Here is a 20,737-nt window from a genome sequence, read left to right as displayed (position 1 = left end):
CACATGACCGCCGCCGGTTCGATGCGGTAAGCCCGGCGGCTCGACGCGCCCGAACGTGTTCGGATCCGACGCCTGGGCGAGCGATCAGCTTTCAGCGGCGAGCCGAGCCAGGAGCAGCTTGCGTTCGGCGGCGGGCCGCTTCGGGCAACTGGTGCACATTTCGCAGCTGGGCACCTCGAAGACCAGGCAGCACGAGATCCGGCGGACAAAGGTCCGCCCGTCGACATCCACGAACCGCGGTACCGGAAGTTTCCCTCCGACTTCGCTCGCAAGCCGCGCCCCAGCTTCGGGCTGCCCCGCATCCAGGGCCCGATTCCCGATGGCATCGGCGGCAATCGCCCAGAGTGACGGCACTCCCGCACCCGAGACCGCCGCTACAGGGCCGATCACGGCCGCCAAGGTCTCCTGCAACGCCTTCGCGCAGGCATGGCCCAGGGCGGCGTCGGTCTCATGCGGTGCGCCGCAGTCCCCCGGCGCGGCCCCGAGACCTTGACCTGCGACGGAGTGAATGCGGATGCGTTCTATGCCGCCGTCCGGACGGACCTCGCAGTCGAGGCGGTCCAAGAACGGCTCAGGCGCTGGTTTGTCGTTCGCGTAGGCGCAGGCGAGCTGTTCGACCAGTGCCGATGCGACCATGCACCACCAGAGCGTGCCGGAGACGCGGGGTTCGGCGGTACCCCAGGAGCGGCCCATTTCCGCGATGCGCGCCGACAGCCAGTCCGGTTCGGTCAGGGTTCGGCCGGGGACCGTGTTCACCACTGCAGGGGACTGCGCAACCACTGCCATTCGACTCCGATCCAGCCGCCGACCAACCCGAATGTTCCCAATACCCATAGTGTCGCGAGGACCAACGCGAAGGTCGCCACCGCCGCGAACACCCGCATGGCCGGCCCTCGTGCGGAGTACCACGCCATACCCTGCCGATACTTGTCACGCAGCCAGCCGAGCACCCGGCGCGCCCAGGCGAATTCGGTGGCGAGAATGCCAAGTCCGGCGAATACGATCGCCCAGCCGGGCCCGGGATAGGGAATCGCCAGGATTCCGATTGCGAGCACCGCGATACCGACCATCGCGACCCCGATCCGGTAGGCGAGGTTCAGCGTAGGTCGCGCGGCCAGCCGGGTGCGGAAGGCGCGCCATCCGGTGCGCGCGGGTTCTGATTCCAACTCGACACTCATCTCCACCAGCCTACGAGCGACATGCGTGGATCCGCCCGAGCGAGGTCGGACGGATCCAGCTGTCATCGACTCAGACGAGTTCCGGCGTGACCCGCGCGCCGTTGTCGTCGATATGGGCGACGCCGTTCACGGTCACCTCGATAACACGCGCGCTGGCGATATCGAAGAACAGGCCCGATACCGTCACATCACGCTCGGCCATCGCCGCGCGCACCGCGGGATGCCGGTGCAGCGTCTCCAACTGCACGGCCACATTCACCATGCTCAGCTGGTCGACCTCGCCGAATCCAGCGGCCGCGGCCGCCTGTGCCACCGGGTGCCCGAACTGGAACTGCTCCAGGCTCGGATGGGCATGGGCGAGCCAGGGTTCGATACCCGGTCCAGTGTCGGCGCCGGAATGCAGCGCCTTCATCGCTCCGCACGACGAATGCCCGCACACGACGATGGACCGCACATTCAATTCGTTCAGCGCGAAGACCAGTGCGGCCTCCACCGACGCGTCTCCGCTGTCCGGCACCAGATTGCCCACATTGCGCACCGTGAACATGTCACCGGGTCCGCTGTTGGTGATGACGTTCGGAACCACTCGGGAGTCCGCGCAGGTCAGGAAGAAGGTATCGGGATCCTGACGGTCACGCAGTTCGTCCAGATGCGGCCGCACCACATGGGCGTGGCTGCGATGGTAGGCGGCGACACCCGAGGTCACCCGGTCGGCATTCGCGTCGTCACCGCGCCACGGGCCGAGGATCTCGTCGAGCACCGCACGCCCGAATCCGCGGGCGGGCGGACCCGCGGTCGCGTGCGCCATCCGCGCACTGCCGATTTCCACGAAATCGACTGCGCCGCCGGTGCTTTCCTGCTGCCGCACCCAGTCTTCGATGGCTTCGAAGGCGGCATGGTCGAGGAAGTCGACCGTCATCTCGACGGTGACGTCCACGCCTGCGGGCACTTTCGCGAATTCCGCGGACAGCTTCGGCAGCGCGAGGAAGGTGCAGGAGCCGTCGATGGTCAGCAGCCAGCGCTGCGAACCGGGAATCTGCGTGGCCGCCACGGCAACTCGCACGACGCGCCACAGCAGCAGACCGAAAGCCAGTGCCAGACCGATGATTACGCCTTCCAGCAGATTAAGGAAGACCACGCTGACGATGGTGACGGCATAGATGAGCAGATCGCCGGTGCGCCTGGCCATCTTGATGTGGGCCAGCTTCACCAGCTGAATACCGATGACGATCAGCAGACCAGCGAGCGCGGACTTCGGAATCTGCTGCACCACCCCGGCCAGGACTACCGAGAACAGCAGAATCCAACAGCCGTGCAGTATCGCCGAAGCGCGGCTGCGGGCACCCGCCTGCACATTGGTGGCACTGCGCACGATCACGCCGGTAACCGGCAGACCGCCTAGTAGACCCGAGAGCACATTGGCCGAGCCCTGACCGATCAGCTCACGGTCGAAATTGGTGCGCTTACCGGTATGCATCTTGTCCACGGCCACCGCCGATAGCAGACTCTCGACGCTGGCGATGAGCGCGACGGTCAGAATCATCAGCGCCACCGCGGACCAGTTGCCGCTGGGGAGCTGCGGCAGTCCGATGGCGTCGAACAGCGAGCCGTTCAACACGATTCGCTCGGCCTCGAAGGGCAGCACCAGCGACAACACCGTGCCGACCAAGACCGCCACCAGCGGTCCCGGCACCACCCGCACCTTGGCGGGCACCCGGCGCCAGCCGAGCATGATCGCGATGACCACCGCGCCGATGATTGCGTCATCGCCGTGCAGCGACAACAGTTGCGACGGCAACTGGGTGATGTTGTTCCAGGCGGAACTATGCGAGGACCCACCGAGCAGCACGTGAACCTGTTGCAGCGCAATGGTTATGCCGATGCCCGCGAGCATCGCGTGCACCACCACCGGCGCGACGGCCAACGCGGCCCGCGCAATCCGGCTGAGCCCGAATAGGATTTGCAGCACACCGGCCGCGACGACAATGAACGTGGTTGTCCGCCAGCCGAATTGGTTGATGGATTCGGCGACAACAACGGTCAGACCCGCGGCGGGTCCGCTGACCTGCAGCATCGAACCGCCGAGCGTGCCCGCGACGATGCCGCCGATGACGGCGGCGATGAGCCCGGCGGCGACGGGCGCGCCGGAGGCGACGGCGATGCCGAGGGACAGCGGCAACGCGACCAGGAAGACCACGATAGAGGACGGCAGATCGTGGCGCAGGATCGACGTCAGACGATCCGACAGAGGTTCGGAACTGCGATGGCCCTTGCCCTGTTCAGCGGGCGGTAACGGTGGTGCGGCTACAGCGCTATCAATAGCCATTGACTTCTCCTTCGCCGACTCGGCGCGAACGCCGAGGTCGGTTGACGATCAAAATGTCCAGCAGGGCACAGACCGCGAACCGGCATATCGCGGTGAAGCAGTTCCCGACACAGCGATGGGTCGAGAGGTAAATCGCATCAAGGCTATTGGTAAAGACTTAGCAAAGCCTGAGAACTTGGCGAAAAATGCTCGAATCCATACCTCCGAATCGGTGTGAAACGCGACACATCCGTGCCGAGTTGTCCTGTCGGGCCACATCATTCGGCCCGACAGCACGCGACTAGACGGGCTCGGCAGCCACGCCCCGCACATCGACCAACCCATCGAACGCCTCGACCGTCAGCTCGTCGTCGAACTCGGCGATGCCGTCCATGGTCACCTCGATGACCCGGGCGGTCGCGAGATCGAAGAACAGTCCGGAGACCGCCACGCCCCGCTCCTCCATCGCCCGCCGGACCACGGGATGGGCATGCAGCCGTTCCAGTTGCACCGCCACATTCACCATGCCGAGCTGGTCGACCGGGCCGAATCCGGCGAATGCCGCGGCATCGGCGACCGGATGTCCGAGCCGGAACCGGTCCAGGCTCGGCCGCGCGTAGGCGAGCCAGTCGCCGAGCCCCGGTCCCGTGTGCACCGCTTGATGCAGTGCGTCCATCGCGCCGCAACCGGAGTGCCCGCAGACCACCACCGCCCGCACATCCAGCTTCTCCAGCGCATAGACCAGCGCGGCCTCCACCGAGACATCACTGCCGCCGGCCGGGACCAGATTGCCCACATTGCGAACGGTGAACAGATCCCCCGGCCCGCTATTGGTGATGACATTCGGCACGATGCGGGCATCAGCACAGGTCAGGAAGAAGGTGTCAGCGTCGGGCCGGTTGCGCAATCCATGCAAATGGGGACGCATCAGATGGGCGTGGCCGCGGTGATAGGCGGCGATACCGGCCGCGATCGGATCGGCCCGATTACCCGTCCGCCGCCACGGTCCGATGACCTCATCGATAACCTGACGCGAGCGCCCACGCTCGGGCGGACCCGCAACCGCGGTCGCCATACGCGCGCTACCGATTTCGACGAAATCGACTGCGCCACCCGCGACTTCACGCAGACCGGCCCAGTCGGTGATCAGCTCATAGGAGGCGTGGTCGAGGAAGTCGACCGTCATCTCGATGGTCACGTCGACGTCCGCGGGGACCTTCGCCAGTTCCGCGGTCAGCTTGGGCAGCGCGAGGAAGGTGCAGGTGCCATCGATGGTGACCAGCCAGCGGTGGGCGTCGACCACCGGTTCGGCGTGGATGGTCACCCGCACCACGCGCCACAGCAGCAGGCCGAAGGCAAGTACGAGACCGATCACCATGCCCTGCAACAGATTCAGGAACACCACACCCAGCACCGTGACCACGTAGACGAACAGGTCGCCGTTGCGCCGGGCCAACCGGATATGGGCCAGCTTGACCAGTTGCACGCCGATGAGGATGAGCAGCCCCGCGAGCGCCGCCTTGGGAATCTGCTGCACCAGCCCGGCCAGCGCGACCGCGAACAGCAGGATCCACACGCCGTGCAGTACCGTCGCGGCCCTGGTACGCGCGCCGGCATGGGCATTGGTAATGCTGCGAACGATCACTGCCGCAATCGGCAGACCACCGAGCAGACCCGACACCACATTGGCCGAGCCCTGCCCGATCAGTTCGCGATCGAAATTGGTTCGATGGTCGGGCCGCGTCTTGTCCACCGCGACCGCCGAGAGCAGGCTCTCAACGCTGGCGATCAGCGCGATCGTCACCATCGCCATCGCGACGGCGAACCAACTGCCGGACGGGATCGCGGGCAAACCGATGGAATCGAGCAGCGACCCGTTCAGCACGACGCGCTCGACATGAGTCGGCCCCACCAGCGACAGGAACGTGGCGACCAGCACGGCGACGAGCGGCCCCGGTACGACCCGGATGGAGCGCGGGAGGAACTTCCAGCCGGTCAGGATGACGATAACCACCAGGCCGACGAACAGATCGCCGCGATGGACCGACATCAACTGATGCGGTAGCTGAGTGAGGCTGGCGAACGAGGAACTCAGCGAATTGCCGCCGAGCAGAATATGGACCTGTTGCAGCGCGATGATGACGCCGATACCGGCCAGCATCGCATGGACCACCACTGGTGCGATGGCGAGTGCGCCGCGCGCAACGCGACTGAGTCCGAACAGGATCTGCAATAGGCCCGCACCAATGGTGATGAAACAGGTAGCGGCCCAGCCGAATTGGTGCACGCTCTCGGCGACGACGACGGCAAGACTCGCCGTCGGCCCGCTGACCTGCACAGCCGAGCCGCCAAGTAGCCCGGCGACGACACCGCCGACTACGGCGGCAATGAGGCCCGCGGCGACCGGCGCGCCGGAGGCGACCGCGATACCGAGCGAAAGTGGTAGTGCGACAAGGAAAACCACGACTGAAGCGGGTAGGTCATGGCGGCCGACGGCGGCAAGGCTTGCTGGAAGACTTGCGCGAAGCGGCGACGTCCGTGGTGCGGGATCGGTGTCGGTGGACATTATTCTCCTTCGCCGAAACGGCGTGAAGCCGATCGGTTCATCGGTCGAACATGTACTGGCATCGAAAGCGAGCGGCGGGCGAAGCTTTCTGGAGAACGCTGGGTGCTACGTGTGCTCCGCACGGAGCAACTTCGTGGAGCAGTGACCCCATGGCACGAAGGTCAGGCGCAATAGTAAAGACTTCGCAAAGCACATGGAAAGGTTTATGGTGCGGATGTGGTCTACTGCTATCAAAATGTGACCCAAGTCACAGCAGGCAAGAGGATTCCGATTCCCGGAGCGGAGACGTGGCGGGCACTGCGCCGATAAGAAATAAGGCCGGGCACCCTTGGCGCACCGACCCTGATCGAATGGGTGGTCCCAGCTGGTTTCGAACCAGCGACCTTCCGCGTGTGAGGCGGACGCTCTCCCGCTGAGCTATGGGACCGAACTCGGCGCTCGAGCGGCGGCAGAGCAGCCGTTCGAACGAGATGGAACCTTAGCACGCACTACCGGCGTCCCACCAAATCGCCACCCCGACAGCGATGATCGGCCGTCGAGCTTTGCGACTGACATTGGTGCGGACTCGTGAATTGCGAAGTAGTGCAGCAGCTCCCGGAGGGGTCACATCGGGTGGGTAGCCATGGATCACCCCATCGACCGCGATGCCGCTTGCCTACGTTCCCGCCCCATGGCGGTCCGGATGTGGCGCAAACGAAGGTGCGCCCCCCTATCCGACACCTTCGCCCCGCGATGCGCCTTATCGCACCTCGCGAACAACACCGATGTAATTCAACTTCAGGCCTCTCTACCAGCGGATTTGTAGGTTGCGCCGAACGTCGGCTAATGTTCTGTCTCGCACCACGGCGGGCCGCAAGCCCCCGGAGATGCAAATGCGGATGTAGCGCAGCTGGTAGCGCATCACCTTGCCAAGGTGAGGGTCGCGGGTTCGAATCCCGTCATCCGCTCGAGGAGTAGGGCCAGGCAATAGTAAAGCCTTCCCCCTTCGCACGGTGGAGTGGCCGAGTGGTGAGGCAACGGCCTGCAAAGCCGTGCACACGGGTTCGATTCCCGTCTCCACCTCGCGCGATTAGCTCAGCGGGAGAGCGCTTCCCTGACACGGAAGAGGTCACTGGTTCAATCCCAGTATCGCGCACCACCGTTTTACCAGGTCAGCCCCGGTTCTTACCGGGGCTGACTTTGTTTGTGCCTCACGGCGCCTCACCACGCCCCTGGCGGCTACCCGAGTACGCGAACTCGCGAAGTTGCCGGATTACCTTCGGGACCATCTCGACCTCGGCGGGATGATTGATCATCGGGTCGAAGTAGTCGGTCCGCTGCTCGCCCTCGGCCAGGCGCAGGTTGATCTCGGCGAGTTTGCGGGTCCGGCCGCCGATGGCGCTGCCGATCAGATCGAAATGCACCTCGTGCTCGCGCAGATATTCTTCGAGTGCTTCGATGGAGGCGGATTTCGGTTGTGCCGCATCAGGTTCGGCGAATACCCAGGTAGGCATCGAATTGCCGAAACGGTACGGCATCAGGCCGCCGTACCTGGCGCGGGCCCAGCCGGTAGCGACGGTGATCACGAACCGACCGATTATGCCGCGGCCCGTGGTCGCAAGGGCGAAGTCCCATGGCTTGTCGTCGCGATCCAGCACGCGAAAGGCGAACCCGAGCACATCCGGTACGGCCCCCGGCAGCCCGGTGCCCTTCGACAGGCGGGCAATGACGGCCCGTTCACCGCTACCGAACAGGTTCTCGAACTCGTATTCGGCGTGCAGCCGACCCGACAGGTGCAGTCCGTCAGGATGGAAGACCCGCGCATGCCGGAGTCTGGCGCCGGCTGCGAACGCGCTTCGCACGACTGTGGCAGATAGATCGACCATGGCGAGTCCTCCGAGGTAGACGACGTTTCGTTACCCGGTTGCCCCGCGCGTAGCCGGATAAACGGTAGGCGCTCCCGAGTCCGCGATGGCACGGTCCGGAACCACCTTCGATGGCGCGCCGCCGAACGACGCATGACCGATGACAACGAGCCACGCGACCTCAGTGGCTCCCTGCACGCATGAGCGCAGGTCCTGCCGATGTCAATGGACCAGTTGGTCAGCCCACGGGGATGGCAGGGTTGCGCTGGATATGTCGGCGATTTCCCGTAGGCGGGAGGTGGGGATTCCTAAGCGGCTCAGTTGGATCAGGCCCTGGGAGATGACGATGATGTGGGCGCTGAGAGCCGAGACAATGGCGGGGTCGGCGGGGGCGCTATCGGGCAGGGAGGTTCGTAGGCGGTCGGCTACGCCTTCTTCCATGGCAGCGGTGGTGTGGGTGCCGATGATGGCGACTTCGGGAATGCGGGTGCCGAGTTGGGCGATGCTGTTGATCATCAGGCAACCGCGGCGGTCGGGCCGGGCGGCACAGTCGTCGATGACCGCTTGGAACAGGGCCCGGACGGCGGCGCGCGGTGAGCCGGACGCGGATGTGACGACCTCGCGGACGAAACGAGCCCGGCGTTCGCAATAGCGCTCGAAGGCAGTGAGGAACAGGCCGCGTTTATTGCCGAAGGCGGCGTAGATGCTGCCGTTCCCGACACCGGTCGCGCGGGATACGTCCTCCACCGACGTCTCGTCGAACCCCTTCGACCAGAACAGTTCCGTCGCGGCATCGAGCAGGTTCGATTCATCGAACTGTCGCGGCCGTCCCATGCGCTCACCGTACCAACCGGGTCGTGATGTCGAGCACCTCACTTGTTCTGGAGGCGTACCTCCATAATACTGGTTGACATGTCCGTAAAATTCGGCGGTACGGCCCGCAGGCGAGTCGGTGTGCTGGTTTTCGACGGTGTCAAGATGCTCGACTTCGTCGGTCCCGCAGAGGTATTCGTGGAGGCGAACCAGTCGGTGGCGGGCTATGAGGTGGTACTCGTTTCGGCCGACGGCAAGGACGTGCACACCTCGATCGGCGCGCGCACGCAGGTGAGCTGCGCAGCGGCCGAGGCGGGTCGCTTCGACACAGTGGTGATTCCGGGCAGCGAGTTGCCCGTGGAAAAATTCGTGACTCCCGAGATGCTGGCGGCGGCGCGGTACCTGTCGTCGCATACCCGGCGGATTGCGTCGATCTGCAGTGGCGCGTTCGTCCTAGCCCAGCTCGGACTGCTCGACGGTAGGCGGGCGACGACCCATTGGAAGTTCACGGCCGACCTGGCGCGCCGGTTTCCGGCGGCGCTGGTGGAACCGGATGCGATTTTCGTGCGTGACGGCAACCTCTACAGTTCGGCCGGTGTCGCGGCCGGTGTGGATCTCGCGCTGGCGCTGGTCGAGGAGGATCATGGTGCCGATGTCGCCCGAAGGGTGGCACAGTCACTGGTGGTGTACATGCAACGTGCCGGTGGACAGTCGCAGTTCTCGGCATCACTGAGCGGGCCCGCGCCACGCAGTCCGCTGCTGCGCGGAGTCGTTGACCTGATCTGCGCGGACCCCGCGTACCCGCATACCGTGCAGAGCCTCGCCGCGCACGCGCGCATCAGCGTCCGGCACCTGACCCGGCTGTTCCGCACGGAGCTCGAACGTTCGCCCGGGGAGTATGTCGCGTTCATTCGGTTCGGGGTTGCCAGAGATATGCTGCACGCTGGACACAGCGTGACCGAGGCGGCGATGGCCGCCGGATACGGCAATAGCGAGGCATTGCGGCGGGCGTTCGTGGCGCGGCTCGGCATTTCGCCGCGCAAGTATCAGCAGCGTTTCCGGACAACCGGATCGACCATAGGCACCGAGTTCGCGGCGGCCGTGTCCTGATCGGGGGCATTTCCGGCCGGTAAAGGGGGGCGCGGGCGACAGGAGGCAGCGGAAACTGCTTTGGACACAGCGCCAGATCGAGAAAGGACCGCGATGTCCCCCGCGTCAACCCCAACCGTTGTACTCGTGCACGGCGCCTTCGCCGATGCGTCGAGTTGGTCGCCGGTCACCCAGCGGCTGCTCGACAAGGGCCACCGGGTCGCTGCACCGCCGGTGTTCAATCGCAGTCTGTCCGGCGACGCCGCCTACATCCGGGCGGTCGTCGAACAGATCGACGGTCCGGTGTTGTTGGCCGGGCATTCCTACGGCGGCGCGGTCATCACCGTCGCCGGCGTTGCCGAGAATGTCGTCGGCCTCGTCTATGTCTCCGGTTACGCGCTGGAGGAGGGCGAGAGCCTTGGCCAATTGCAGGGCCGGTTCCCGGATTCCGAGCTGGCGGCACATCTGGTCTACACCTCGTATCCGGTCGACGGCGAGACCACCGGAACCGATGTGTCCGTCGAAATCGACGCGTTCCCAGCTATTTTCGCAGCTGGAGTCGACGCCGCGAAGGCGCGGGTGCTGGCGGTGTCACAACGGCCGCTGTCGGCAACCGCGTTCGGTGAGGCCGCCACAGCCGCAGCCTGGAAGACCAAGCCGGCCTGGGGAATTGTGTCCAGCTCCGACCGCACCATCAATCCGGATGTCGAGCGTTACGGCTATCGACGGGCCGGGCTGCGGGCGGTGGTCGAGATCGACGCACCGCACCTGGTGATGCAGACCCATCCGGACCGGGTCGCGTCCGTCATCACCGACGCGATCACCGAATTGTCCTGATCCACAACACAAGAGAAAGGCACCACCATGTCAGGTAACCCGTTGGGTATCTCGCTCGAGCAGGCGGCGCAGGAGTTCGTCGACGCTACCTCGCAACCACCGTTCCTCTACCAGCTCGCCCCGGAAGAGGGACGCAAGGCGGTGGATTCGGTGCAGGACGCGGCGATTTTCAAGCCGGAGATCGATGAGCAGTGGGTCACGGTCGAGGGCGGTCCGACGGGGGCGGTGCGGGCGCGCATCGTCAAGCCGCAAGGTGTCACCGAGGTATTGCCGGTGATCATCTACACCCATGGCGCCGGTTGGGTGTTCGGCAACGCACACACCCATGACCGGCTCGTGCGCGATCTCGCCGTCGGGGTACGCGCGGCCGTTGTCTTTCCCGAATACGACCGGTCGCCGGAGGCGCGGTACCCGGTGGCCAACGAGCAGTCCTACCGGGTCGCCCAGTGGGTTACGACCGACGGCGCCGAGCACGGTCTCGACGCGTCTCGGATCGCGGTCGCGGGTGATTCGGTCGGCGGCAATATGGCCATCGCGCTGACGCTCATGGCGAAGGAGCGCGGCGACCTCTCGTTCGCGCAGCAGGTGCTGTTCTACCCGGTGACCGACGCCAACTTCGACACCGGTTCGTACCAGCAGTTCGCCGAGGGCTACTTCCTGACTCGCGCAGGGATGCAATGGTTCTGGGATCAGTACACCACCAGCGCGGAAGACCGTGCGCAGATCACCGTGTCGCCGCTGCGGGCCAGCACCGAGCAGTTGAGCGGACTGCCGCCCGCACTGGTCATCACCGCCGAGGCAGATGTGTTGCGCGATGAGGGCGAAGCCTTCGCCGGCAAGCTACGCGCGGCGGGCGTGCCGGTGACGCAGGCGCGCTACGGCGGGATCATCCACGACTTCGTCATGGTGAACGCGATGCACGATACCCACGCCGCCAAAGCCGCTGTCGCACAGGCGGTTGCGACGCTGAAGGCCGCCCTGCACACAGTGTGATCGCACCTCGTCCGCAAACAGATCAGGAGAAATCTATGACCGCTCCAACCATCGTGCTCGTCCACGGCGCGTTCGCCGATTCCTCCAGTTGGAACGGCGTCATCGAACGCCTACGCGCACAAGGACATTCCGTCATCGCCGCCGCAAATCCGCTGCGCGGCCTCGACAGTGACGCGGCTTACATCGCGTCGGTCGTCGACGGCATCGGGGGCCCATGTGTGCTCGTCGGACACTCGTACGGTGGCAGTGTCATCACCGTGGCGGCCGAGGGGAAGGCCGATGTCACCGCATTGGTTTATATTGCCGCGTTCATTCCAGACGAGAACGAGAGCGCGCTGGAGCTGACCGACAAGTTCCCCGGCTCCACCTTGGGGGCGGCCACCCGTCCGGCGAGCTACCCCCTGCCCGACGGGAGCACGGGAACCGAACTCTATATCCGCCACGAGGAGTTCCACCGGCAGTTCGCCGCCGACGTTCCGGCGGAAACGGCTGAGCTGATGGCCGCGACACAGCGGCCGGTCGCCCTTGCCGCGCTGCAGGAGACTGCTTCCGCGGCCGCATGGAAGTCGGTGTCCGCGTTCGCATTACTGACCACCGACGATAAGAACATCCCCATCGAGGTGCAGCGGTTCATGGCCGAACGCGCCGGTGCCGGCACCGTCGAAATCTCCGCCTCGCATGCGGTCTCGGTATCCGAGCCGCAGGCGGTCACCGACCTGATCGTCGGGGCGGTCGAGCGCTAGCTCGTCTCGAACCGGCTCGCGCCGCGGGGAATTGCGGCGTGAGCCGGGGTCAGGTCGGTGTGGTTTCGGGAGGCTGGGTTCGGCGGCGGGGCGGATGTCGATGACGCCTCGAGCCGGCGGACTCATATGGGCCCGATTCGGCGGCCGTCGGTGGGATGGGCCGGGTTGTCGGTGGTCGGCATTAGGCTTTGGCGCACATGTCGAGTGGAGCCGAGTCGTGGTCAGGGGTGCAGGTGACGGCAAACGAGCCCGATGGGCGCGATCGCGCCGCTGACGATGCCGATCCCGAGGTGCTCGACGATATCGCCGCGGACGTGTCGTTCGATCTCGAGGAGATCAACGAACTTCTGGGGGAATTGATCGACATGCGCGGTGACCGCAAGCGGCGCGATGCCGAAATCGTGGGGTTTCGGCTGGGGGTGAATGGGCAGGCACCGGAGACGTTGGCGCGGATCGGTGCTCGATTCGATCTGTCGCGGGATCGGGTTCGACAGTTGCATACCCGGGCGGTGGCGCAGATTCTGCGGGAAGCGCAGTTGAGTGGACATCGAGCGGCCGAGGTCTTCGGGGCGCGGTATCCGGTAGGGACACGGGATCAGCAGTTGGTGCGGGCGCTGTTGGTGGAGACCTACGCGACCGATACCGATCTGGCCGCCAATGAGTTGGCTTACCTGAAGTTGCGGTTGGCAGGGCATGCGGGCGAGGATGCCAAGCGGGTCGCCGGATACGTCATGCAGCGGATCATGGCATGGCAGAAGAAGACGAACCGGCGGTTGGCGAAACTGCACGAGCCGCTGGCGACAAGTGAGCTGAATTCATGGCTGGGACAGGTCGATTGGCCCGCCGCCGCACCGGGCCCCGCTCCCCTGCCGCTCGCCTCGGCGCGGACAGTGGACGGCGATGACGAAGGACGCGGGCGGTTCTATCTCGACAAGGTCGGACGTGATATCGGGTTCGATTCCGGTCTGGAGGCCCGGCTGCTGCGGACGGTGAATGTCAGCGATCTGGTCGAGACGTTCCAGGAGCAACCGAGTGCGGTCGCCTACGAGGTAGACGGCGCGGACCGGATCTACTACCCCACCATCGTCGCACGACTTGCCGATGGCCGCGTGGTCCTGATCGATGTCGAACCGCTTGGACACGTCGGCTTCCATATCAATCGGATCAAGTCGGCGGCAGGTCGCGCCCATGCGCATGCCAACGGCTGGGGCTGGCTGGTGTGGACCGGCAGCAAGGTCGGGATTCCAGATCTATTGCGGCGCAAGGTAGCTGCGCAGTCCGAAAGTCGGCTGCGCGAGCAGGTCGAGCGCGGACCGGTGGATTGGTCCGCGCTGCGACAGTTGCGCGCCGAGGTCGAGCTGGATCTGCTCGACCTGATCGCGGTGGTGCTGCGCAACGAATGGCGTTGGGACCGTGCGCCATTCCGCTTGAGCGGCACTCACCCGAACTGAACCGGCTCAGCGCACGAACATCGCTCCCGCGATGAATGTCACGATCAGCATCATCGCGCAGTAGGTGATCAGCTGCCAGTGACCGATCGCCTTCTGCATGCTCGCGATGGTGCCACGCAGGCTGGCGTCGATCCGGTGGTGATCGTCGAGCTTGCGCCTGACCTCGGCCAGCGAGTCCGCGTGTTCTTGCGCGGACTCCTCGGCGCGTTCCAGCCGGGTGGTAAGCTTCATGATCTGTTTCTGCTTGTCCCGCACGGTTTTTCGGGACACGGCCAGGGTGGTGCGTTGGTTGACCAACTCCTGGCGCTGCCGAGCGATGACGCTGGCCTGCGTCCTTGTGTGGTGTTCCCAGTCGGTCACGGTGGCCCAACCTCCTGTCATCACATCGCGGTAGCCCCACGCGATTTCACCCCGCACCCAGCCCTCCAGGAAATCGCGCAGTTCGTAGGGTTCCCGGCGCGGTACGACGAGCGCGCTGTTCGAGGCGTCCAACATGCCATCTTCGGCCCGGTAATCGCAGGCGGGCGGCGCGAAATCGGCGATGCCGAGCGCGGGCAGATGCCCGACCCAGTAACCCGGCGGGCACAGCCACAGCACCCCGTCACAGCCGGAGGTGCGCAGCCGCATCGTGTGGTGCTGCGCCGATTCCCGGTCCAGCGGCCCGGTGCGGACCTCGATGGCGTACTGCCGCTCGCCGCTGCGCCAGAGCACGTCCACCGGGACGTCACCCACCCGGCGATCCACCTCGGCCAGGTCCGCGCCGTAGGACGCGAGCCGACCGCACAGCCAATACTTGAGCCGCTGGATATCCCATTGCGCGGCGGCACATTCCGGACATGTGCAGCCGTACCCCCCAGCCCCCACCGCTGCGCGCACGGGTGCGCGACCATCCGGCACCCGGGTATCCGCGACGCGACCATCCGACAACCCCAATTCGGCGAGCATCGCCCGACGCCCGCACGCCCGCTCGACGCGCTGCTTCGTTCTCACGCAACCTCACCCCTGCCCAAAACCACCGCAGGTCAGGTACGACCTACGCCATAGATCAAGAGTGCGTCAGCTTTGGCCCGCCCGCCAGCCCCCTATACCCCGCGCTCGGGTGCGCCACAACCCGCGAATATGCTCCGACCAGCCGATGTGTGCTGTCTCACAAGCGATTTCACTGCGACACGCGAGAGCATCGCCACAGTTATTCCCATGATTGATAGTTGCGGCCATTCCTGGGACACGGACCGATACTCCGAACCAGCGGACGAAACCGGACGAAAAGTGCACAGCGTGGCCCCGGCCGGTACTCGAACCGGCGTCGGTACCGATCGACAGATAGAATCGGCCGGCCACGAGCGGAGTTTCGGGCAATACGGGGAAGAAGGTATGGGATGGACCACGACGAGCGGAGTGGCGAATCGATCGGCGCACTCTTGTCGAGTCTCGCGACGACCCTGCGCGAGGTGAGCAATAAACTCGACGCGGTTGCCGCGCACGTGGACGACGATCGTAATCTCGCCGGTCGCTTGGCCAAGCTGGAGGCGTGGGCTTTCCGTACGGGGGAGGATGTTTCCAAGATCGGGTCGCGGTTGGAGCAGGTCGTCACCGTCGAGCCGAGTGACGAACCGGCCGAGCCCGCGCTGCGGATCCATCCGGAGCCCGCTCCCGTGGCCAGGGAACGGCGCGAACCGATTCCATCGCGTCGCGACCGTCTCGATGCCGTCAACGGACGGGCCGACACCACGAGTGCGCGTGCCGAGACCGGACGCACCGACCTCCCGGATATCACGACCGTGCTCAGCGAGACGCCGACCGGACGCAACCACCGCTCCAATACCACCGGAACAAACGAGCGCCTCGAGCCCGCGACCGGCCGCAATGAACGCATCACGCCCGCCACCGGAACCAACGGGCGGCTAGGGAACACGACGGGACGTCAAGACGCCCCGACCGGACGCAACGAGCGACTTGAAGCGCCCGAAGACCCCGCGAACATCGCGCCCCGCCCCGCACGGACCGAGTTCACCGCGCCGATCGCCCGCACCGAACACCTCGAACCCTTCGGCCCCGCAACACCCAACGACTCCCTGCCCCTCCCTTCGCGGACACCGCAGCCCGTGCCGCCCGCGGTCCCTCCGACCTACCGCAGCGAACCGCTGTCCGCACCCACCGCCCGCCCCGATTGGCTCGACTCGGCCACACCGGCCAGCACCGAACCTGCCGCGCCGACCTACACCAACTCGCAGCCGGCGACCAGCGGCGACCGGCTCGAATACGGCTCGATCGGCACGAGCAACGGCCGCCTGGAGCCGCTCACCTCCCCGCCCCGCAACGGCTACGAACCCGCAACGCCCACAACCCGTCCCGATAACGGCATGACCGCGCCCCGCGCCGAGGACAAGGGCGCACTGACCCCTGGCGCGCACCGCGCGGACACCGGGGAGGATTCCTCCCACGTGGACAAGTTGCAGGCCATGCTCGACGAACTCAAGCGCAATCCCAACGGCCCGTTCGGCCGCCCCGAACCGACCTCCGCACCGAACGAGCTACCCGGCGTGGACCCGAACTTCGCGATCCGTACCGAGGGCTGAGCAACTCACCGGCCGGACGAGTCCAGACCGGCGAGGGTGCCGCGAATCAATTCGCGCAGCCATCGGTGGCCGTTGTCGGCGGTGTTACGGGGGTGCCATGCCATGGCGATGGCGATTTCGGGGAGGGGTAGGGGGATTTCGAAGGCGCACAGGCCGAGTGCGGTGCGAGTTGTCGCGGTGAGAGCGGCGGGGACAGGGCAGACCAGATCGCCGGAGCGGACCGCTAGCAGGGCGCTGGTCAGGTCGGGAACGGTGGCCACGACTCGACGGGTGCGGCCGTGCAGCGCCAAGCGATCGTCGATGGGACCGCGGGCGCGGCCGCGGCGGGAGATGCCGAGTTGGGCGGCCGCGGCGAACCGCGCCACGGTCACGCGGTCGGTGATCAGCGGATGTTGTGGTGCGGCAACGCCGATTACGCGGTCGCGCAGTACACGTTGCACAGTGGTCTCGGGATCGGTGTGCTCGATGACGCCGACCGCGATATCGACGCGGCCGTCGCGTATCGCGGCGGTGCCCTCGTCGCGGTCCGGGAGCAGGTGCATTGTCACTCCGGGCGCCTGCGCGCGGACGGCGGCCAGCAGCGGCGTCGCCAATTCGCCGAGAACCATATCGCCCGCTCGCACCGAGAAGTCGCGTTTCAGCGTTGTCGGGTCGAGGGGGCCGCGCGGGGTGAGCAGCGTCCGTCCACGCTCCACCAGAACGCTTACCTCATAACGCAATTCGAGTGCGCGCGGCGTCGGCACCAGGTTACGGCCCGCGCGCACCAGCAGCGGATCGCCGAGCACGCGTCGCAACTTTGCCAGCGTTCGACTCATCGCGGGCGCCGAGGTGTGCAGCCGCTCGGCGGCCCGGGTGACGCTATTGGTCTCCAGCAGCGCATCCAGAGCAACCAGCAGATTCATGTCGAGGGCGTCCACTCCTGGATTATCCAGAATGGAATGACTGATAACCAACATTGCATTGGCGATAATCCGTCATGTCGGCCTCGACAGCACCGTCCCGCCCGATTGTCGACTCACGTCGAAAGGATCGCGCCCCCCGTGCGGCGTCGGTCACACTCTGAGCTTCTTCGACTCGAAACCCATAGTCGCACTGCGAAAATCGACATGCCCCCCGACCTTCTTTCGATCCCGCTTCCTTCCGGCGACCGCTGTCACGCGGGCGATTGGCCGGGCGAGGACCGCGAGACCCCTCCTCTGCGATCGTCGACGCCGATCGAACCCGTAAATGGGCGTACGAATGCCCTCTCGATGCCGCAGCCGAGATATAACGCGACAGCGTCGAGGAGCGCCCAGCCATCCCCGGGCGCATTGCGGGCAATCTACCTAGGGTGTGCGCTGTTCGACGGAGACCGCAGGGACGGTCTCCGGCGCGGGGGTCCGCACCGGTCCCTTCGACCGCTCCGCCAGCCCACGATACGAAGACGGCTTGATCATCCGGAACCATTGTGCCGCACGGGTTCTGCGCGGCAGCCGGAATTTCAGGTCGGCGAGCATCTCGTCGATATTGTGAATCGAGAACGGGGTGATGGCGCCGCCATGCGCGTGATGGCCGCCCGTGCGTTCGGCCATCCAGCGCAGCCGCTCATCGACGTGCGTGGTCATCTCCTCCTGCGTCGGCAGGGCGAGGCGGCCGCGCAGCAGTGCCGCGGTCCAATGCGCGCCGACCTCGGCGCTGAGCGTGCTGATGACCGAGGAGTTGTACCCGACGAAGCTCAGGTTGGGCACGCCGATCGGCAGGATCTGCCGGTACAGGCGGAAATTGCCGTCGTCGTCGGTGAGCTGACGCTGTACGTACGGGGTGAGGAACGGCACCCGCTGGTGGAATCCGGTCGCGCAGATGACGATATCGGCCTGCAGGGTCGTCCCGTTGGACAGTCGCACCTGGTTCGCGGCCATCTCGGTGATGGTGCTGTCGCGGTGCACCGCGATCAGTCCCATTCCCACCCGCTCGAAGAAGTCCTCGGTGACCAGGCTGACCGTGCTCTCCGCGATGTCCTCGAAGCGCCCCTCCGGCACCAGACCCAGCTCGCGCAGATGCGACTTCTTGGTGGCGAGCTCCTGGATCACATCCAAATTGCTGTCGCGGAAGCTACGCCCGGAACCGTGCAGGAATCGCTCGATCCGCCCGAGTTCCTGATAGCGGAAGTGCGCCTCGCCCAGCCTGGTCAGCATCAGCCGCTCGTAATCCGCCAGCCCGCGCGCCAACTTGCGCGGCATCTTCCACAGCAGCCGCCGGGCGACCACATTCGTCGAGGCCGCGACATGACTGACCGCCTCAGCGATATCGCAGGCCGATTTGCCGTAGCCGACCACCACGACCGATTTACCGCGCGCCCACTCCACATCCAGGAACTCCGAGGCGTGCCCGATCTGCCCGCCCGCCTGCCGGAACCGCTCGACGCCCGGATAGTCGGGTATCGCGGGCTCATTGAAAATTCCGTTCGCGATGACCAGATGGTCGCAGGAGGTGCGGTGAACGCCGATATGGTCGCGGATCTCCAGCAGCCAGCCACTGTCCACCGGATCGGCCGCGACCACCTCGGTGCCCAGACGCAGGCTCTCGCCGAAGCCGAAGTGCCGCACGTACCCGTCGAGGTACTGCTGCATCTGCTGTCCATCCGGCACGCGCGGATAGTCGTCGGGCATCGGGAAGTCGGAGAAGTGATACGTGTGTTTGCTGTTCTGTGCGCGCAGACCGGGATACCGGCGCGTCGCACTCCATACGCCGCCGACGTCCGGGGTCCGATCGAATACCTCGACCGGAAATCCCTCTTGGCGCAACACTTTCGCGCAGGCAAGGCCTGCAATGCCCGCACCTACGATTGCGACGCGGTTCCCGCTCGTCATGGCACGGAGATTACGTCGCTCACGCGAATGCGGCAAAGCCTCGGTGCGATTTCACGAAGTTGAACGTGGGGTGACTACAATCCTGGCCTTCTCGCGCGGCACGGTGGTGATATTGCGCACCCGTGCGCGCTCGGATTTTGCCCCCTCGGGCGCGGCCAGGGTGTAGCGGGACAGGATCTCGCGCAGCACCGTGGTGCCCTCCATCAGCGAGAATCCGGCGCCGATACAGCGGCGTACCCCACCGCCGAAGGGCAGCCAGGTATTCGGTTCGACCTCCCCGTCCAGGAAGCGCGACGGACGGAAGCTCCAGGTGTCGGGATAGTTGGCCGGGCTGCGGTGCGCCAGCAGGATCGAACAGCTGACCACGGTGCCCGCGGGCAGCTCCCAGCCGCCGATGGTCATCTCCCTGGTGAGTTTGCGCACCGCTCCGGGTATGACAGTGCGCAGCCGCATCGCCTCCTTCACGACAGCCTCTAGCGCCTTGTCGTCATTGATGCGGACCGCTTCATGGGCGTCGCGTTGTACCTGCGGGTTGACCGACAGTTCGTGTAGCGCCCAGGACAGCGCCGCCGCGGTGGTTTCGTGACCGGCGAGCAGCAGGGTGATGAGTTGGTCGCGCAGTTCGGGGTCGGTGAGCGGCGGATCGGATTCGGTATCCCCGCCCACTTGCAGCAGCCGGGACAGGACATCGGTGCGTTCGGCGAGGTCGGGTGCGGTGCGCCGATCCGCGATCTCGGCATACAGCAGATCATCGATGGCGGCCATATTGTCGTGGAAGGACTTCCACGGCGGAAACTTCTGCAGCGCCGGTTTCATCAGGCCGAGGTACTGCAGCGGGCCGACATCGACGATGCGGCCGAGGCGCGGTGCGAGCGAGGCCCGGGTGCGCTCATCGGTGACGCCGAAGACCACCCGCATGATCACCTCGAGGGTGAGCGCGTTCATCCGGTCGAGGGTGATCACCGTCGAACCGGGCCGCCAGCGGTCGACCTCCACGGCCGCGATCTCGGCGACCAGATCGCGGTAGCCGCGCAGGGCCGCGCCATTGAATGCGGGAATGAGCAAGCGGCGGGCCCTGGCGTGTTCGGCCTCATCGGTCAGCAGCACCGAATGCTCGCCCATGACCGGGCCGAGGATCTGGTTGCCTTCGCCCGCATGCAGGTCGCGTGGGTCGCCCGCGAAGATTTCCTTGATGTGTTCAGGGTGGGTGAATACGACGAGGTCCCGCGCGAACGGCGGCACACGCAGCGAGAACACATCGCCGTAGCGCCGCCCCAACGGTGGCAGCATTTGGGCGCGGTTACGGATGTACAGCAGGCCCTGCAGAAATGCGGGGATAGGCGGACCGGGTGGATACGCCGCAGTCATCTTCCCTCCGCATCCGCCACCGGACGCATCGTTACGACCGGTTCTCTGCACTGTTGCACAGTTGTCCGGCATGACGGAAGCCCCTGGGGCACAACGCCTGATCAGCTGGGCCGTCCGCCGTT

General features: G+C 65.8%; 16 protein-coding genes and 4 tRNA genes. 9 read left to right on the top strand and 11 right to left on the bottom strand.

What is annotated here, in order from left to right:
* Positions 1-84: 84 nt before the first annotated feature.
* The 5 genes from ACIBI6_RS01775 to ACIBI6_RS01755 form a co-directional block, all read right to left on the bottom strand.
* Positions 85-756, bottom strand: a complete 672-nt coding sequence (locus ACIBI6_RS01775) for a (2Fe-2S)-binding protein (protein WP_396955015.1) — start codon at positions 754-756, stop codon at positions 85-87.
* Positions 753-1,178 (bottom strand): TIGR02611 family protein, encoded by a 426-nt coding sequence (locus ACIBI6_RS01770; protein WP_396955014.1) that lies wholly within the window; start codon positions 1,176-1,178, stop codon positions 753-755. The genes ACIBI6_RS01775 and ACIBI6_RS01770 overlap by 4 nt, the downstream gene beginning before the upstream one ends.
* Before the next feature lie 70 nt (positions 1,179-1,248).
* Positions 1,249-3,504: a solute carrier family 23 protein gene (locus tag ACIBI6_RS01765; protein ID WP_396955013.1), complete on the bottom strand. Its 2,256-nt coding sequence runs from the start codon at positions 3,502-3,504 to the stop codon at positions 1,249-1,251.
* A gap of 280 nt (positions 3,505-3,784) precedes the next feature.
* On the bottom strand, positions 3,785-6,049 hold the full coding sequence (locus ACIBI6_RS01760; RefSeq protein WP_396955012.1) for a SulP family inorganic anion transporter: 2,265 nt from the start codon (positions 6,047-6,049) through the stop codon (positions 3,785-3,787).
* 355 nt (positions 6,050-6,404) lie between these two features.
* Positions 6,405-6,476 (bottom strand) — tRNA-Val (locus ACIBI6_RS01755).
* Positions 6,477-6,923: 447 nt separating this feature from the next.
* Between ACIBI6_RS01755 and ACIBI6_RS01750 the strand changes: the two genes are divergently transcribed.
* From ACIBI6_RS01750 to ACIBI6_RS01740, 3 genes are all read left to right on the top strand, one after another.
* Positions 6,924-6,996: transfer RNA gene (locus tag ACIBI6_RS01750), tRNA-Gly, on the top strand.
* Between the two features lie 44 nt (positions 6,997-7,040).
* Positions 7,041-7,111: transfer RNA gene (locus tag ACIBI6_RS01745), tRNA-Cys, on the top strand.
* A gap of 1 nt (position 7,112) precedes the next feature.
* Positions 7,113-7,187 (top strand) — tRNA-Val (locus tag ACIBI6_RS01740).
* Between the two features lie 52 nt (positions 7,188-7,239).
* On the opposite strand, the gene ACIBI6_RS01735 is transcribed toward ACIBI6_RS01740, so the two are convergent.
* Both ACIBI6_RS01735 and ACIBI6_RS01730 read right to left on the bottom strand, forming a co-directional pair.
* On the bottom strand, positions 7,240-7,914 hold the full coding sequence (locus ACIBI6_RS01735; RefSeq protein ID WP_364339979.1) for a phosphodiesterase: 675 nt from the start codon (positions 7,912-7,914) through the stop codon (positions 7,240-7,242).
* Between the two features lie 201 nt (positions 7,915-8,115).
* Positions 8,116-8,727 (bottom strand): TetR/AcrR family transcriptional regulator, encoded by a 612-nt coding sequence (locus ACIBI6_RS01730; protein WP_396955011.1) that lies wholly within the window; start codon positions 8,725-8,727, stop codon positions 8,116-8,118.
* Between the two features lie 78 nt (positions 8,728-8,805).
* Here ACIBI6_RS01730 and ACIBI6_RS01725 point away from each other — a divergent pair, with 78 nt between their 5' ends.
* The 5 genes from ACIBI6_RS01725 to ACIBI6_RS01705 all read left to right on the top strand — a co-directional run bounded on the left by ACIBI6_RS01725 (position 8,806) and on the right by ACIBI6_RS01705 (position 13,819).
* The gene (locus ACIBI6_RS01725; RefSeq protein WP_364339975.1) at positions 8,806-9,816 is read left to right on the top strand and encodes a GlxA family transcriptional regulator; all 1,011 of its coding nucleotides are present in this window, start codon (positions 8,806-8,808) and stop codon (positions 9,814-9,816) included.
* Positions 9,817-9,909: 93 nt separating this feature from the next.
* Complete coding sequence (locus tag ACIBI6_RS01720; RefSeq protein WP_364339973.1) at positions 9,910-10,632, top strand: alpha/beta hydrolase; 723 nt, start codon at positions 9,910-9,912, stop codon at positions 10,630-10,632.
* A 27-nt stretch (positions 10,633-10,659) separates the two neighbouring features.
* Positions 10,660-11,625, top strand: a complete 966-nt coding sequence (locus tag ACIBI6_RS01715; RefSeq protein WP_364339971.1) for an alpha/beta hydrolase — start codon at positions 10,660-10,662, stop codon at positions 11,623-11,625.
* A gap of 35 nt (positions 11,626-11,660) precedes the next feature.
* Positions 11,661-12,368 carry an alpha/beta hydrolase gene (locus tag ACIBI6_RS01710; RefSeq protein WP_364339969.1) on the top strand — a complete coding sequence of 236 codons (708 nt, stop codon included), beginning with the start codon at positions 11,661-11,663 and terminating at the stop codon, positions 12,366-12,368.
* 233 nt (positions 12,369-12,601) lie between these two features.
* Entirely contained in the window at positions 12,602-13,819 is a 1,218-nt protein-coding gene (locus tag ACIBI6_RS01705) for a sigma factor-like helix-turn-helix DNA-binding protein (RefSeq protein ID WP_396955010.1), read from the top strand.
* 6 nt (positions 13,820-13,825) lie between these two features.
* Here the strand turns inward: ACIBI6_RS01705 and ACIBI6_RS01700 are convergent, their stop codons facing one another.
* Complete coding sequence (locus tag ACIBI6_RS01700; protein ID WP_364339964.1) at positions 13,826-14,809, bottom strand: hypothetical protein; 984 nt, start codon at positions 14,807-14,809, stop codon at positions 13,826-13,828.
* A gap of 389 nt (positions 14,810-15,198) precedes the next feature.
* Here ACIBI6_RS01700 and ACIBI6_RS01695 point away from each other — a divergent pair, with 389 nt between their 5' ends.
* Positions 15,199-16,398 (top strand): hypothetical protein, encoded by a 1,200-nt coding sequence (locus ACIBI6_RS01695; protein ID WP_396955009.1) that lies wholly within the window; start codon positions 15,199-15,201, stop codon positions 16,396-16,398.
* 5 nt (positions 16,399-16,403) lie between these two features.
* Here ACIBI6_RS01695 and ACIBI6_RS01690 read toward each other — a convergent pair whose 3' ends face one another.
* The 3 genes from ACIBI6_RS01690 to ACIBI6_RS01680 form a co-directional block, all read right to left on the bottom strand.
* Positions 16,404-17,315 (bottom strand): LysR family transcriptional regulator, encoded by a 912-nt coding sequence (locus tag ACIBI6_RS01690; protein WP_396955008.1) that lies wholly within the window; start codon positions 17,313-17,315, stop codon positions 16,404-16,406.
* Between the two features lie 408 nt (positions 17,316-17,723).
* Positions 17,724-19,247, bottom strand: a complete 1,524-nt coding sequence (locus ACIBI6_RS01685) for a flavin-containing monooxygenase (protein ID WP_396955007.1) — start codon at positions 19,245-19,247, stop codon at positions 17,724-17,726.
* 51 nt (positions 19,248-19,298) lie between these two features.
* A complete protein-coding gene (locus ACIBI6_RS01680) occupies positions 19,299-20,615 on the bottom strand; it encodes a cytochrome P450 (protein ID WP_396955006.1) in 1,317 nt (438 codons plus the stop codon).
* Positions 20,616-20,737: the final 122 nt, after the last annotated feature.

The organism is Nocardia sp. NPDC050412 (assembly GCF_044458825.1).
In the GTDB taxonomy this organism is placed as follows: domain Bacteria; phylum Actinomycetota; class Actinomycetes; order Mycobacteriales; family Mycobacteriaceae; genus Nocardia.
Note: the sequence above shows the minus strand (reverse complement) of the source record. Positions and strands in the feature narration are given on the sequence as shown.